Origin of the sequence: Mesorhizobium alhagi CCNWXJ12-2 (assembly GCF_000236565.1) — a bacterium.
Taxonomy (GTDB): domain Bacteria; phylum Pseudomonadota; class Alphaproteobacteria; order Rhizobiales; family Rhizobiaceae; genus Allomesorhizobium; species Allomesorhizobium alhagi.
In genome coordinates this window covers 1-13390 of sequence record NZ_AHAM01000005.1, presented here as the reverse complement: position 1 = coordinate 13390, position 13390 = coordinate 1, and the positions used below count along the sequence as shown (strand labels likewise).

The window sequence follows — 13390 nt, the reverse complement described above, 5'->3', positions numbered from 1 at the left end:
GCCCTCGATGCTCGCATTGTCGTCTTCGACGCGGAGTTCGCGGAACTCGCTCGCACGGATGCATCGATGAAGCTGCTCTCGACGATCCCGGGGATCGGCTCATTGAATGCGACCGCGTTCGTAGCGTCGGTCGGAAAGGCCGAGACGTTTGGCCGGGGCCGTGACCTTGCGGCCTGGCTTGGACTCGTGCCTCGACAAATGACGACCGGAGGTAAGCCTAAGCTTCTGGGGATCAGCAAGCGCGGCAACGGCTATCTTCGTAGGATGCTGATCCATGGAGCACGAGCAGCGCTGCCATCCCTTGCCAAAGGGAAGACGCTGTTGGGCGAATGGCTGCGAGGCCTGCTGTCGCGAACTCATATGAACACGGCTGTTGTCGCGCTGGCGGCGAAGATGGCCAGGATCATCTGGGCGGTACTGAGAAGCGGGCGTCCCTTCCAGATGGCGGCGTTGCCGTCGGTCGGATAATCAGAGATCGGCCAGAAGGGAGACCTTCAGGCCAGCGTTGTCTGTGAGTGGACTGAAAAGATGGCCTGACAGTCGAACGGTGTGCCGACATCCTGACCAAAAAAATGGCGCTAGACGCCGACGTCTTTATGAGGATCGGTACGCGCGTAAGCTCCATCTTGGCCGGGGACGATCATCGCCCCGAGACCGGATACGTTGGCGCAGACTGAGACGCCGTCAAAAAATCGCTTGCAGGCGGGGCGAGCCATACGTTTTTTGGAATTCGTGGGCGGGCGGCTCCAGGCCGCCCGTTATCGTTGGGGGTATTGCCCGCCTAGTGGATCGCGACCGGGATCAGGTCGTTTTCCAAGGCGCCGGCCAGCGCGCGGTCGCGCTCGTCGGACAAAAGGATTGGCTGGCCGTTGGCGGCGAAGAGCGCCCAGAGGGTCGTGTTCGGCGCGATCTCCGGCAGGCCGGGGAACTTGCCCTTCAACTCGTCGCTGCCCATTTCGCGCAGATACGCCACCGAGCCCTCGCCGAGATGCGCAAGATCGGCCTTCGAAACGGTGATTTGCCGTGTGCCTTGATATGCCATGTTAGCCTCCTGCTCGCGGGGCGTCCTTGATGACCAACCCGCCATAGAGCTGTTTGGTTCCGGCGAGAATTGTTTCAGTCTTTCACCGAAATGTTTATTTTCCGTACGAGCCTTTCGGGCTCGGGCCGGTCGAGATCGATCGCCAGAAGTCCGTTCTTCAATTCCGCCGCGATCACCCTCATGCCGTCTGCAAGCACGAAGCAGCGTTGGAACTGCCGCGCCGCTATCCCGCGGTGCAGGAACTCCCGCTCGGTCTCGTCGTTCTGCCGGCCGCGAACGACGAGCTGATTCTCCTCGGTCGTGACCTCCAGATCCTCGTCGCAGAAGCCGGCGACCGCCAGCGTGATGCGTAGTCTTTCGCCTGACCCTTCGGCGTTCCGGATGCGCTCGATATTGTAGGGGGGATAGCTGTCGCCTGTTTTCGCCAGGCGTTCGAGCGTCTTTTCCATTGCGTCGAACCCGAGCAGAAGCGGGCTCGAAAAAGGCGTCATGCGACTCATTTCCGTGTCCTCTAAGAGCGACCTGACAGGAAAAACCCGGATGGCATTTTTCCTGACGATGCTGATATGGTCCGCGCCGCAAACAAGTTCAAGTCTGCACGGCAGCATCAAAAGGAAACGAAATGCCCGCACCCCGCAAGATCATCATCGACACGGATCCAGGCCAGGACGACGCCGTCGCGATCCTGCTGGCGCTGGCGAGCCCGGAGCTCGAAATCCTCGGGATCACGGCGGTTGCGGGCAATGTTCCCCTGAAGCTGACCGAGAAGAACGCCCGCAAGATCTGCGAGCTGGCCGGAAAGCCGGAAACGAAGGTTTTCGCAGGCGCGGTGCGGCCGCTGGTGCGGGAACTCGAAACCGCCGAGCATGTGCATGGCCAAAGCGGTCTCAACGGCCCCCAGCTTCCGGACCCCACCATGAAGCTGCAGGAGCAGCATGCCGTCGATTTCATAGTCGAGACGCTGATGCGGGAGGAAAGCGGCGCGGTGACGCTTTGCCCGCTCGGGCCGCTGACCAACATCGCGCTGGCGCTTATCCGCGAGCCGCAGATTGCGCCTCGCATCCGCGAGATCGTGCTTATGGGCGGGGGCTTCTTCGAGGGGGGCAACATCACGCCGACCGCCGAGTTCAACATCTATGTCGACCCGCACGCCGCCGACATCGTGCTGAAATCCGGCATACCGATCGTGATGATGCCGCTCGACGTCACCCATAAGGCGCTGACAACGGCCAAGCGCGTCGCCGCCTTCCGCGAACTCGGCACCAGGGTCGGCGTCGCGACCGCCGAAATGCTGGAATTCTTCGAGCGCTTCGACGAGGAGAAGTACGGCACCGACGGCGGCCCGCTGCACGACCCTTGCGTCATCGCCTATCTCCTGAAGCCGGAATTCTTCAAGGGCCGCCGCTGTAACGTGACCGTCGAGACCAGTTCCGAACTGACCATGGGCATGACGGTTGCCGATTGGTGGGGCGTCACCAAGCGCGAAAAGAACGTCACCTACATGCGCGACATCGACCATGAGGGCTTTTTTGCACTGCTGGTGGAGCGGTTGGGTAGGTTGTAAGCGCGCCACCCTTCTCCCTTGTGGGAGAAGGTGGCCGAGCGTAGCGAGATCGGATGAGGGTGCTCCAGCTTGGCGCTGGTAGCGTTCCTTCCAACACCCCTCATCCGTCTTGGCGCTTCGCGCCAATCCACCTTCTCCCACAAGGGGAGAAGGAAAAGGGGTTCTCACTTCGCCCGCGAAAACGCCAGCCATAGGCCGCCGCCGATCAAAAAACCGCCGCTGATGCGGGAGAGCAGTTTTACCCGCCGCGCCGAGAGCGCCTTGCCGGCGCGGCCGGCGACGATGGCGTAGGCGGAGTCCGAAAACGCAGCGAAAATCAGCGCGGTGACGCCCATAGTGACGATCTGCGGCATGTAGGCGAGGTTGTGGTCGATGAATTGCGGGATGAAGGCGCCGAAGAAGATCAGCGTCTTCGGGTTGCTGACGGCAACCAGAAAGCCCTGCAGGAAAAAGCCGCCGCGCGGCGCGACCGGCGCTTCGCCCTCGGAGAGCTTGCCGCTCGAACGGATCATCTGCCAGCCGATATAGATGAGGTAGGCGGCGCCGAGCAGCCGGACCCATTCGAACCAGTGCCCCATCGTCTCGATCATCGAATTGAGGCCGATGCCGACGATGGCGATCATCATTGCTATGCCGGCCTGGGTCCCGGCGACGTTGAGCAGGCCGGCGCGCGTGCCGTGGCGCATGCTCGATGCGATGACCAGGGTCACGGTCGGTCCCGGCACCAGGATGATGACGATGCAGGCGAGCGTGTAGGCGATGTAGACTTCGAGCGACATCTTTTGCCCCTGATGGTTGCAGGTGTCAGGGCTGCATTTTGCGGGGTGTTCGTCAAGGGTGCTTGATGTCAGCCGCGCGGCAGCGCCGCGTCGACCTCCTTGGCCAGCGGTATGGCAGGCTGCGCGCCGGGTTTCAGGCAGGCCAGCGAGCCCGCCGCCGCCGCGCGGCGCAGCGCGTCTTCCAACCCAAGGCCGGATGCCAGCCCGGCTGCGAGATAGCCGCAAAACGTGTCGCCGGCCCCGACCGTGTCGACGGGAGTGATCTTCAGCGCCGGCGCTTCGAAGAAATCCTCAGGCGTCGCGGCGAGCACGCCTTCGCCGCCGAGCGTGACGATGATCGTCCGTCCAGTGCTTTCCGCAAAGCTCCTCATCCGGGCGGGGCGGTCGCGGCCGCGCAGCTTCAGCAGCTCGCCGTAAAGATCGAATTCGGTTTCGTTGGCGACGACATAGTCGGCCTTTCCGAGAGATGATGCGGCCTCGATGCGGAACGGCGCGGTGTTGAGGATCGTGGTGGCGCCGGCCGCCCGGGAGGCGTCGAGGGTCGCTTCGATCGTCGCCTGCGGGATCTCGTGCTGGAGGAGCAGAATGTCGCCCTTCTTCGGCGCGACGTTGACGAGGTCGCCCGGCAGCACCGCGTCATTGGCGCCAGGCACCACCACGATCACGTTTTCTCCGTGGCTGTCGACAAGTATGTGCGCCGTCCCGGTCGCCGCATGCACTTCGCGGACGCCGGAAAGCTCGATTCCGCCTTCCCTGAGGCAGGCCAGCGCCTCGGCGGCGAATGCGTCCTTGCCGACGGCGCCGATCATGTGGACGTCTGCGCCGGCGCGCGCCGCCGCCAGCGCCTGGTTCGCGCCTTTGCCGCCGGGCGCGGTCTTGAACGCGCTGCCGGGAACGGTCTCGCCCGGATCGGGCAGGCGGTCGACGGTGGCGATGAGATCGAGATTGATCGAGCCGATGACGATGATCAAGAAAAAGCCTCCCGGTGATTTTCCGGGAAGCTAGCGATGTCGTTCAGCGATTGGAATAGCCGTCGCCCGTGATGGCGGCAATCAGCGGGCGCAGACCTGGCCGGCTTCCCAGCCGAGGATCGCCCGCTTGCGGGTGAGGCCCCAGTGGTAGCCGGTCAACTGGCCGGATTTGCCCAGCGCCCGGTGGCACGGAACCACGAAGGAGAGCGGGTTCGCCCCGATAGCCGCGCCGACCGCGCGGCTGGCATTTGGCGAACCAATCTCGGCGGCGATCGATGAATAGCTGCGCGCCTTGCCCATCGGGATCTTCAGCAGCGCCTCCCAGACGCGGAGCTGGAAGTCCGTGCCTATCATGACGACGCGCAGCGGCTGGTCCGAGCGCCATCTGGCCGGGTCGAAGATGCGCGCGGCATAGGGCGCGGTCGCGGCCATGTCCTCGATATAGTTCGCGTTGGGCCAGCGGCTCGACATATCGGCGAAGGCCGCCCGCTCGCCACCGGCGTCATTGAAGGACAGGCCAGCCAGCCCGCGGTCGGTGACCATGATCTGGGCGATGCCAAAGGGCGAGATGTGGTAGCCGTAGCGGATGGTCAGCCCAGCGCCTCGGGTCTTGTAGTCGCCGGGCGACATCGCCTCATGGGTGACGAACAGGTCGTGTAGCCGCCCTGGGCCTGACATGCCCACCTCGAACGAGGTTTCGAGCAGCGGCATGCCGCTGTCGAGCAGCTTGCGTGCATGGTCGAGCGTCACCGCCTGCAAAAAGCCTTTGGGCGAAAGCCCGGCCCAGCGGGTGAAAAGCTTCTGCAGGTTGGTCGGCGTCTCGCCTACCTCGGCGGCCAGCGTTTCGAGCGAGGGCTGGTCGCGATAGTCGAGGCTGATCTTCTCGATGACGCGGCGAACGGTTTCATAATCTCCGCCCTGAGGTGTGATGTCCTTTTGCAGGATCGCGGTCTGTGCGTTCATGGCAAATCTCCTTGAACGCGAATATCGCGGTTCGGGAGCTGTTTCTCCACCCGATTCATGCATAATTTCAGCCGGATTTCGCTCTGGCCAGCGCCCGCGAAAAAGCGGCGGCGAAGCTTTCCCGGTCGTCCGGATTGAGGAAGCCGCCGATCGGCACGGCGCGGCCTTGGCCTTCCACCGTCATTTTCGTGATGCCGATCTCGTCGTGCCTGGCGACGGAAAAGTTCGCCCAGAACGGGTTGAAATGATGCGCCTCGGCCCGGCCGGAGGGGGCGGTCTTCCTGATGTTGAGGCTTGTGCGCGACAGCGACACTTCTTCGCGGGCTCGTGCGGCGCGATAGTTCAGCCGGAAGGCTACATAGATCAAGAGCACGTCGAGCCCGAAAAAGCCGAAAACCGGCCACGCGCCCTGGCTGAGGAAGACGGCGCCGGTGGCGAGCCAGCCGAATATCAGCGCGCCCATCAGCACCATGAAGCCGGTGCGGCCGAGCGAGCGGTGCGGCGTCAGCAGCGCCTTGAAAAAAGGCTCGTCGGGAGAGGCGGCGTTTGTCTCGCTCATGCCGACGGAATATAGAGGTCGCATGAAAAAGCCCAAGGCCAAAAGCGAGCCGGCCGCCGCAGCCAAAGCCAGGCCGCGCACGCGCAGCTTCCGTGCGCGTTCGCGCTATACGCCTGCCGAAGTGCGCGAGATCTTCCGCCGCTTCTCGGTCCAGCGCCCAGAACCGAAGGGCGAACTGGAGCACATCAACGCCTTCACCCTTCTGGTCGCCGTGGTGCTGTCGGCGCAGGCCACCGATGTCGGCGTCAACAAGGCGACGCGGGCGCTGTTTGCCGTCGCCGATACGCCGCAAAGGATGCTGGAGCTGGGGGAGGAGCGCGTCGGCGACTATATCCGCACTATCGGCCTGTGGCGCAACAAGGCGAAAAACGTGATCGCGCTGTCGGAGGCTCTGATCCGCGATTTCGGCGGCGAGGTTCCCGGCGAGCGCGATCTTCTCGTCAAGCTGCCGGGCGTGGGGCGAAAGACGGCGAACGTCGTGCTCAACATGGCCTTCGGCCAGCCAACCATGGCGGTCGACACCCATATTTTCCGGATCGGCAACCGGCTGGGCCTCGCCCCCGGCAAGACGCCGGAGAAGGTCGAAGCCGGGCTGGTGAAAATCATCCCGGACGAGTACATGCGCCACGCCCATCACTGGCTGATCCTGCACGGCCGCTATGTGTGCAAGGCGCGCAAGCCGGAATGCGAGGTCTGCGTCATCGCCGATCTCTGCAAAGCTCCCGAAAAGACCAACAGCGTGCCGGCGCCGCTGGTCGAGCTGAAGCCTCTCGAACCGGCGGAACTGGCCGCTCAGTAGAATACGCCGCGCGCCATGGTGGCGGCGAAGATGAGGATCAGCGCGAAGCCGACGATCTGCACCTTGATGTAGGAGCGCGCCGTCTCGATCTCGGCGTCGGGGACGGTATAGGCTGGGTCCGTTGCGGCCTTGCGCCATCTGACGATACGCGCGGTCGGCCCCATCGAAAGCATGCCGACGGCCACCAGAGACGCCATCTTGGCCCAGAACATCGTGTTGTAGACATAATATTCCCAGCCCTTCAGGCCGAAGAAGACGCGCAGGATACCGACCGCGATCAGTGTCCCGGCGATCCCGCCATAGGCGGCGTCGAGCCGTCCGAGCAGCGCGAGATTGCGCCCCCCGAGGCCCGGCCGGATAAGCGTCCATTCGGTGGCGAGCACCGAAGCCAAGAGGAAGGCCAGGAAATGGTGGAATATCGCCAGAACGAGATCGGTCGCCATGCTCGCCTTCCGCTGTGTTCGAACCGCAGCAGAAATAGGCCTCGAAAATCCGGCTTTGGCAACCGCCGATTGACGCTTGATCGCTGCTGCAATCAAGCTAGTTTCCGACAAATGGCACTTGCGCGCGACATCAATCCAATGCCGGACCACATCCGCGATGAACTCAGGTCGCGCGGCTTGACGAACGCCTATGACGCGCGGCCGGACTACCAGCGCAATGACTACCTCGGCTGGATCGCGCGAGCCAAGCACGAGGAGACGCGCCGCAAGCGGCTCAACCAGATGCTGGACGAACTCGAGCGCGGCGACGTCTACATGAAGATGGCGTGGCGCGGCGACCGACGCTGACCGGCTCTATCCTTGATTCTACCAATGCCCCTGGCGGAAGGCTGTACCGCGTGTTGGCTCATCCGGCGCGCGCCGAAAATTGTACCGTGCGCCGACCTGCCTATGGAGAAGCCCTTGCCCATCGCCATCGACATTCCCGTCATCGAGACGCCCCGCACCATATTGCGCGCCCACCGGCTTGCCGATTTCGACGATTATGCAGCGATGTGGGTGCATCCTGCCGTCACGCGCTTCATCGCCGGCGGCAAGCCGCGTACGCGCGAAGAAAGCTGGCTGCGCTTCCTGCGACACCCCGGCATGTGGGCGATGATCGGCTACGGCTTCTGGGCGGTGGAGGAAAAGGCGACCGGCCGCTTCATCGGCGAAGCCGGGTTTCACGACCTGAAGCGCGACATCCAGCCTTCGCTGGAGGGAAGAGCCGAGGCCGGCTGGGGGCTGGTTGCCGCCGCCCACGGCCAGGGCTTCGCCACCGAGATCGTCGGAGCTGCCGCTGCCTGGGCCGACAGCCGCTTCGGCGGCGCGAACACCGTCTGCATCATCGATCCCGACAATGCGGGCTCGATCAACGTCGCGCAAAAATGCGGCTATCGTGAAATCGCCCGGACGGCTTATCACGACAAGCCCACCATCATGTTCGAACGCGTTGGGGCTGCCGTCTGAACGTCAGTCCAGCGCCGTCGGCGCGTAGACGGTAACCGGCTCGGCGCGGCCCTTCACGGTGATCTCCCTGAGTTTTCGGAGCTGGATTCGCTCTGAAACCTGGTCGGCGGTTGCCTGGCCGACGACCAGCGGCACGCCGAGCTCCTTCGATGCGCCTTCGAGCCGCGAGGCCAGATTGACCGCGTCGCCGAGAGCCGAATAGTCGAACCGGCGCTCGGAGCCGACATTGCCGACCACGCAATGGCCGGTATTGATGCCGATGCCGATGCGCAGCGCAATTGGCGTCTCGCCGCGCGCCTCGGCCTCCGCCCGCAACTCGCCATTCAAATCGTCGAGCGCCTGCATCATCCCGAGTGCGGCTTCCACCGCATGGGTGGCGTGGTCGGGATCATCGAGCGGCGCGTTCCAGAAGGCCATCAGGCAGTCGCCGATATATTTGTCGATGGTGCCGCCATGCGCCATCACCACCTCCGAAAGCGGCGTCAGGAGCCTATTGATCAGCGTGGTCAGCCGCTCCGGATCGCCCTTCATGCCTTCGGCGATCGTGGTGAAGCCGCGAATGTCGCAAAACAGGATGGTCAGCGCCCTGACCTCGCCGCCGAGGCGAAGCTGCGACGGATCGCGCGCCAGCCGCTCGACCAGAGCGGGCGAGAGATATTGCGAGAAGGCTCGGGTGATGCCCTGGCGCATCCGGCGCTCGGCGGCGAAGTCGCGCGCGCTCTGGGCGCCGGCCACCAGCCCCATCGCCAATGTTGGCGCCAGCGGCGGTGCGAAGATGCGGCCGAAGCGCAGAAGCAAGTAGCTGCCCGCAAGCAGCGCGCCCGCCGCGATGACGAAGCCGGCGAGCGTGCGCCATCCGGTCTGCCGCCAGACCAGTATTGCGCCGGCCGATGCGCCGAGCACGACGAACAGCATCGCCGTGGCGGCATCGGCGCGGCCGATGAACAGCCGCCCCGCGAGATTGTCGAAGATTGTTGCCTGGATTTCAACGCCGGCGACCAGCCTGCCGGTGCGGATGGTAAAGGATGTCGCGTGAACGTCGGCCCCGCCTTCGGAAAGCGTCGGCGCGTTCTGGAGGCTGAGCCCGACCATGACGATGCGGTCGCGGAAATAGTTTTCCGGAAGGAAATTATCGGGATCCAGCGCCTGGTAATAGGAGACGGTCGGATAGGTGCGCGAGGGGCCGAACGTCTGGATAAGAGCGTTGGCGGGAACGGCGGCCGGGCGGCCGGCAATCTCGGCAAGCTGTGCCGCGAAGCCGTCGCGGTAGCCCGGCACGCGCCGCAATATGCCGTCGCCGTCGGGTGCGATCGAAGCGATGCCGGTCCTTGCGCCGGTGGCCGCCAGCATCGCCAAAGGCTCCACCCGGACATGCTGGGCGGCATGGTCGGTTTCGATGAAGGTCTCGTCGCCGGCCAGCACAACATCCGGCCCGAGCGCTGCCGCCAGCGCCTCGTCGGCGGCAGGGCTGGAAGGTTCCGCGAAGATGATGTCGACGCCGATCGCCTTGGCCCCGGCGCGGCGCAGCGCCTCGATCAGCTTTGCGTGCAGGTCGCGCGGCCACGGCCATTGCAGGCCGATCTCGGCGAGCGAGGGCTCGTCGATGGCGACGATGACCGGCCCGTCGCCCGGCCGCGTCGGCGGCGCGATGGTCGAGAGATAGTCGAACGCCCGCGCCTCGACCAGTTTCCAGGGCGTTAGGAAGGACAGCCCGGTCGCGAGCAGCGCTGCAGCAGTCGCGATCGCCAAGATACTGTTGCGGCGCGGCGAGCCGGATGCGGAAGCGCCGAGGCCCTTCCACCACGGGCCGCTCCGAAACATCAGAATCGGACCTTGAACGAGCCTACAAAGCTGCGGCCCCAGCCGGGTGTGTAGGGTGCGACGTCGAATTCCTCGTTGAGCAGATTGTAACCGGCAAGCTCAAGCGCGAAGCGCTTGTCGAATGGCTCCCAAGTGAGAAACGCATCGGCGGTCCAGTAGGGGTCGAGTTCCGTGCCGGATTCATCGCCGGTGCGTTTGCCAACATAGGTCGCAGCCACAGTAACCTTGACGTTGGCGGGATTCACCCAGGTCAAGCCGAGCCGGGCCGCAGTTTCCGGTACGAAGGGGACCGGCCCGCCGAAGCCGATGCTGTCGGGGTCCTGGTTCTCGGAATCGGCATAAGCGAAGGTGGCGAAGGCGCCGAAGCCGCCGCCGAGGCGCATATTGGCGGTGGCGCTCGCGCGGTCTATCCGCCCTTCCTGAAGGTCGATGGTGGTTATCCCTGCGGGAACAAGAATACTGATGTCTTCGAATTCCTGATGCTGGAAGTCCAGCGAAGTGAAGAAGCGATCCGTCCACTCGGCGTCCCAGCGCGCCGCGAAAGTGTCGGAATAGCCCGTCACCCCTAGCGGTAACTGGTTTGACTGCAGGCCGACGATGCCGGCGGGAGCAAGCGAGCCGCTGGCGAAAGCGCCGGACTCGCGGATGTAACCACCGCGCAGCCATTGGCCGGCCACGGGCTCCCAGGCCACGCCGAAGCGCGGTTCGGCCCGGAATTCTTCTATCTCGCCGCGTTGGAAAATCGACTCCGTTTCATCGTCCTCGGTGACTTCGGTGAATACCTCTGTCTCGCCGGCGAGATAATTGCCGAACAGACCGGCTTCGACCGTCAGCGTCGGTGAGATCTCGTACAACACGTCGAAATAGGCACGGGCTGCGCGAAGCGACACATCGTATTCCGAAGTCTCGGTCGTCAAGTCGGTAGAGAGAATTCCCCCCAGCAGGTAATCAACTACCGTCGACTCGCTCTTGTCTTGCGACAGGCGACCGCCTTCAATCCCGTATCGCAGCGTGACGTCCTCAAGGCCTAGCGAGTGCGACAGCGCCGCGGTCGTCGATGCCTGTTTGAATTCGGCATTGATCGTGGCGTCACCAAGAACTCCGAACAGGTACGGTAGTCCCGTGTCTGGGTCGATAACCGGGTCCAGCGTGTCGATGTAGAAGGGGATGCCGTCGAAGGTAAGCGTGCCTCGTTCCTCGCTGGACTGGTCGAACCCCGAACTGAACACGCCGGCGGTCACCATGTTGCGGTAACCAAAGGCGTGGCTCCAGGCGAGACCGGACGTCATGGAACGGTCCTGCACCTGCCGGGCATACGCCGTGTCGTACAAGGTGAGCGCCACCCCCACATCTTCGTCATCCAGGAACGGGATCGCTCCGGCAAATACGCCAGGCTCAAGGCTGGACAAAAAGTCATCAATATCGTCCACGTCGCTGCGCACATCCACATAGGCGACGACGCGATCATAGGGGGTAGGTTTCGCGGCGATGTAGCCCGTGCCGCTGAAATCCTCATCCTCCAGCGTAAATGTGGTGTCGGTGGCGATGCCGTCGTCGAAATAGCTCTGCTCGCGCGAATCCTCCGCCTTCAGTCCGGAAAAACTACCGTAGATGCTAATCGGAAAGGGCGCGGCGGCGAAGCCCTGCACTTCTGCACTTGTGGTCCAGCCGGCGTCGTCGCCCTCATTCGCGACGAAGCCGCCGCCGATCGAGCCTTCGAGGAACGGCCGCCGAAACAGGTTGGCGCTGCGCGAGCGGCCGGAAATCATCTGCGGATCCAGCAGCAGCCCCTGGAAGAAGGACGAAAAGCCGGCATTGTTGATTTCCGGCTCGAGGGCGTCTGTGCCGTAGTCCAAGTCGTTGACGAACGGATCGGGGCTGCCGGAAACCGCCTGATCGACGAAAGCCGAGCCGGAGAATGGGTCGAATACGGCGTCACCGTAAAACCGGCCCCAGGCGTTGAGGCCCTGCAACCGAAACGCGTTGTTGAGCAGCGAGCCGGCGTCCCGGTTGGCGCTGAGCGAGGCGTAGTCGCCGCCGCGGGCCCGCGAACGGCGGAGCGCCTCCTGCGCGCTGTCGATCGCGGCCTCCGCATCGTAGTCGTCGATGGCGATGGCGGTGCGGAAGGAGGATATGACAGGATCATTGGGATCGAGACGGTCGGCGTTCTTCAAGGCTTGCGCGGCGGCATCGAGGTCGCCGCTCTCGTAATAGCCAGCGGCCAGAAGCAGCAGTCCCTGTGAATAACCGGGATTGGCTGTGGTGCCAGCCAGCAGGTCGTCGCGCGCCTTGTCCAACTCGCCGGTCTGCAGGTGATATCGCCCGCGCGCGATCAGCCCGACATCGAAGGCCGGGTCGACTTCAAGCGCCTTGTCGATCTCGGCCTTGGCTTCCGCGACGCGGTCCTGATCAAGATAGTGGATCGCCAGATTGGCATGAGAGACGGGATCCTTCGGATCGAGCTCTATCGCGCGCTTGAGCGCCGCTTCGGCTTCCCTGTCCGCTCCGCGCGCACTCTGCACGAGACCCAACTGGTTCCAGATCGTCGTCGACCCCGGCGCTATTTCGGCGGCGCGGGCAATGTCGGCGTAGGCGCCTTCTATGTCGCCCTTGTAGCCGGCGCGGTAAAAGCTGCGCGCTTCCAGTGCCATCGGATCGTCGGGGTCGAGGGCGAGCGCCTTGTCGATCCCTTCCTCCATCTGTTCGCGGTCGTCCAGCAGCATGGCGAACTGGGCCCTGATGGCAGGCAGCGTCGGATCGCCCGGATGGCGCCGCTCGGCCTTCTCAAGAACGGCGATAGCGGCCTTGATGTCGACCAGGAAACCAGCCGTGAACGCCTCGGCGATGGCGGCATTGGGTCCGCCGCCCGCAGGAGCCGGCGGTATCTCGGCGCGTGTCGGATCGGCGAGCGAGCGCGCATAATAGCCCCCGAACTCGGCCATCGCCCGTCTGGGCCTGTCGAGATGCGGGGCGGCTGCGGCGAACAGCTGCGCTGCTTCGACATAGCGCTGGTCGGCGCCGGCGATCAGCGCATCCACGAGGTCGAGTCGTGCCTTTTGCGCTCGCGACAGGCTGAAGCCGCGTGCCCGCGTTGCGGCTTCGAGCGCCGCGTCGCGGCCCTCGTAGCTCAGGCTGACCTCGGCCAGCGTCAACCAGTCTTCGGCCGAGCGGTTCGTGGGGGCAATCGCCGTTATCCGGCTGCGGGCTTTGCGCATGTCGGCGCTGGACAAGGACGAAGCAGGCAGCAGGTTGAATGAACTGCGCGCCGACAGGAAGAACAGCATCTGTTCCCGGTCCTTCGGCGCGACGATGACCAGCTTCGTCGGCGCCGAGCCTATGCTGGCTGCCGCTGCCTCGCCTTCAGCCACGCTGACCGAGCCGAATTCATTGGCGAGTTCGACCGTCCCTTCGAGCACGGTCAGCGAGGTCCTGCCATTGCCG

The 13390-nt window shown here is 64.3% G+C and carries 14 protein-coding genes; 5 read left to right on the top strand and 9 right to left on the bottom strand.

From position 1 onward, the window contains the following. Nucleotides 1–468, top strand: a 468-nt coding sequence (locus MAXJ12_RS00390) for an IS110 family RNA-guided transposase (protein ID WP_008833741.1), incomplete at its 5' end; no start/stop codon positions are given. A gap of 313 nt (nucleotides 469–781) precedes the next feature. On the opposite strand, the gene MAXJ12_RS00385 is transcribed toward MAXJ12_RS00390, so the two are convergent. Next, nucleotides 782–1042, bottom strand: a complete 261-nt coding sequence (locus MAXJ12_RS00385; protein ID WP_008833739.1) for a BQ00720 family protein — start codon at nucleotides 1040–1042, stop codon at nucleotides 782–784. 74 nt (nucleotides 1043–1116) lie between these two features. After that, complete coding sequence (locus MAXJ12_RS00380; RefSeq protein WP_008833738.1) at nucleotides 1117–1542, bottom strand: Hsp20 family protein; 426 nt, start codon at nucleotides 1540–1542, stop codon at nucleotides 1117–1119. Between the two features lie 122 nt (nucleotides 1543–1664). On the opposite strand from MAXJ12_RS00380, the gene MAXJ12_RS00375 reads away from it, so the two are divergent. Beyond that, on the top strand, nucleotides 1665–2606 hold the full coding sequence (locus MAXJ12_RS00375; protein WP_008833737.1) for a nucleoside hydrolase: 942 nt from the start codon (nucleotides 1665–1667) through the stop codon (nucleotides 2604–2606). A 164-nt stretch (nucleotides 2607–2770) separates the two neighbouring features. Here MAXJ12_RS00375 and MAXJ12_RS00370 read toward each other — a convergent pair whose 3' ends face one another. The 4 genes from MAXJ12_RS00370 to MAXJ12_RS00355 all read right to left on the bottom strand — a co-directional run bounded on the left by MAXJ12_RS00370 (nucleotide 2771) and on the right by MAXJ12_RS00355 (nucleotide 5878). After that, nucleotides 2771–3385, bottom strand: coding sequence for a LysE family translocator (locus MAXJ12_RS00370; protein ID WP_008833736.1), 615 nt, complete (start codon nucleotides 3383–3385; stop codon nucleotides 2771–2773). A 68-nt stretch (nucleotides 3386–3453) separates the two neighbouring features. Beyond that, nucleotides 3454–4356, bottom strand: a complete 903-nt coding sequence (locus MAXJ12_RS00365; protein ID WP_008833735.1) for a ribokinase — start codon at nucleotides 4354–4356, stop codon at nucleotides 3454–3456. Between the two features lie 81 nt (nucleotides 4357–4437). After that, a complete protein-coding gene (locus MAXJ12_RS00360; RefSeq protein WP_008833734.1) occupies nucleotides 4438–5319 on the bottom strand; it encodes a methylated-DNA--[protein]-cysteine S-methyltransferase in 882 nt (293 codons plus the stop codon). Nucleotides 5320–5386: 67 nt separating this feature from the next. Beyond that, complete coding sequence (locus tag MAXJ12_RS00355; protein ID WP_040584467.1) at nucleotides 5387–5878, bottom strand: DUF2244 domain-containing protein; 492 nt, start codon at nucleotides 5876–5878, stop codon at nucleotides 5387–5389. Nucleotides 5879–5900: 22 nt separating this feature from the next. On the opposite strand from MAXJ12_RS00355, the gene nth reads away from it, so the two are divergent. Beyond that, on the top strand, nucleotides 5901–6677 hold the full coding sequence (gene nth, locus MAXJ12_RS00350) for an endonuclease III (protein ID WP_008833732.1): 777 nt from the start codon (nucleotides 5901–5903) through the stop codon (nucleotides 6675–6677). Here the strand turns inward: nth and MAXJ12_RS00345 are convergent. Next, nucleotides 6671–7120, bottom strand: coding sequence for a DUF2214 family protein (locus tag MAXJ12_RS00345; protein WP_008833731.1), 450 nt, complete (start codon nucleotides 7118–7120; stop codon nucleotides 6671–6673). The genes nth and MAXJ12_RS00345 overlap by 7 nt on opposite strands. Before the next feature lie 111 nt (nucleotides 7121–7231). On the opposite strand from MAXJ12_RS00345, the gene MAXJ12_RS00340 reads away from it, so the two are divergent. Together MAXJ12_RS00340 and MAXJ12_RS00335 are read left to right on the top strand one after the other, a co-directional pair. After that, entirely contained in the window at nucleotides 7232–7468 is a 237-nt protein-coding gene (locus tag MAXJ12_RS00340) for a YdeI/OmpD-associated family protein (RefSeq protein WP_008833730.1), read from the top strand. 102 nt (nucleotides 7469–7570) lie between these two features. Then, nucleotides 7571–8128, top strand: coding sequence for a GNAT family N-acetyltransferase (locus MAXJ12_RS00335; protein WP_040584462.1), 558 nt, complete (start codon nucleotides 7571–7573; stop codon nucleotides 8126–8128). A 3-nt stretch (nucleotides 8129–8131) separates the two neighbouring features. Here MAXJ12_RS00335 and MAXJ12_RS00330 read toward each other — a convergent pair whose 3' ends face one another. Beyond that, the gene (locus MAXJ12_RS00330; protein WP_008833728.1) at nucleotides 8132–9949 is read right to left on the bottom strand and encodes a CHASE2 domain-containing protein; all 1818 of its coding nucleotides are present in this window, start codon (nucleotides 9947–9949) and stop codon (nucleotides 8132–8134) included. Further along, nucleotides 9949–13390, bottom strand: a 3442-nt coding sequence (locus tag MAXJ12_RS00325) for a tetratricopeptide repeat protein (protein ID WP_008833727.1), incomplete at its 5' end; no start/stop codon positions are given. The genes MAXJ12_RS00325 and MAXJ12_RS00330, both read right to left, overlap by 1 nt.

What these genes read in the sequence shown, in the direction of transcription:
- MAXJ12_RS00385 (WP_008833739.1), bottom strand. Translation starts at nt 1,042, where the DNA reads ATGGCATATCAAGGCACACGGCAAATCACCGTTTCGAAGGCCGATCTT.
- MAXJ12_RS00380 (WP_008833738.1), bottom strand. Translation starts at nt 1,542, where the DNA reads ATGAGTCGCATGACGCCTTTTTCGAGCCCGCTTCTGCTCGGGTTCGAC.
- MAXJ12_RS00375 (WP_008833737.1), top strand. Translation starts at nt 1,665, where the DNA reads ATGCCCGCACCCCGCAAGATCATCATCGACACGGATCCAGGCCAGGAC.
- MAXJ12_RS00370 (WP_008833736.1), bottom strand. Translation starts at nt 3,385, where the DNA reads ATGTCGCTCGAAGTCTACATCGCCTACACGCTCGCCTGCATCGTCATC.
- MAXJ12_RS00360 (WP_008833734.1), bottom strand. Translation starts at nt 5,319, where the DNA reads ATGAACGCACAGACCGCGATCCTGCAAAAGGACATCACACCTCAGGGC.
- MAXJ12_RS00355 (WP_040584467.1), bottom strand. Translation starts at nt 5,878, where the DNA reads ATGAGCGAGACAAACGCCGCCTCTCCCGACGAGCCTTTTTTCAAGGCG.
- nth (WP_008833732.1), top strand. Translation starts at nt 5,901, where the DNA reads ATGAAAAAGCCCAAGGCCAAAAGCGAGCCGGCCGCCGCAGCCAAAGCC.
- MAXJ12_RS00345 (WP_008833731.1), bottom strand. Translation starts at nt 7,120, where the DNA reads ATGGCGACCGATCTCGTTCTGGCGATATTCCACCATTTCCTGGCCTTC.
- MAXJ12_RS00340 (WP_008833730.1), top strand. Translation starts at nt 7,232, where the DNA reads ATGGCACTTGCGCGCGACATCAATCCAATGCCGGACCACATCCGCGAT.
- MAXJ12_RS00335 (WP_040584462.1), top strand. Translation starts at nt 7,571, where the DNA reads ATGGAGAAGCCCTTGCCCATCGCCATCGACATTCCCGTCATCGAGACG.
- MAXJ12_RS00330 (WP_008833728.1), bottom strand. Translation starts at nt 9,949, where the DNA reads ATGTTTCGGAGCGGCCCGTGGTGGAAGGGCCTCGGCGCTTCCGCATCC.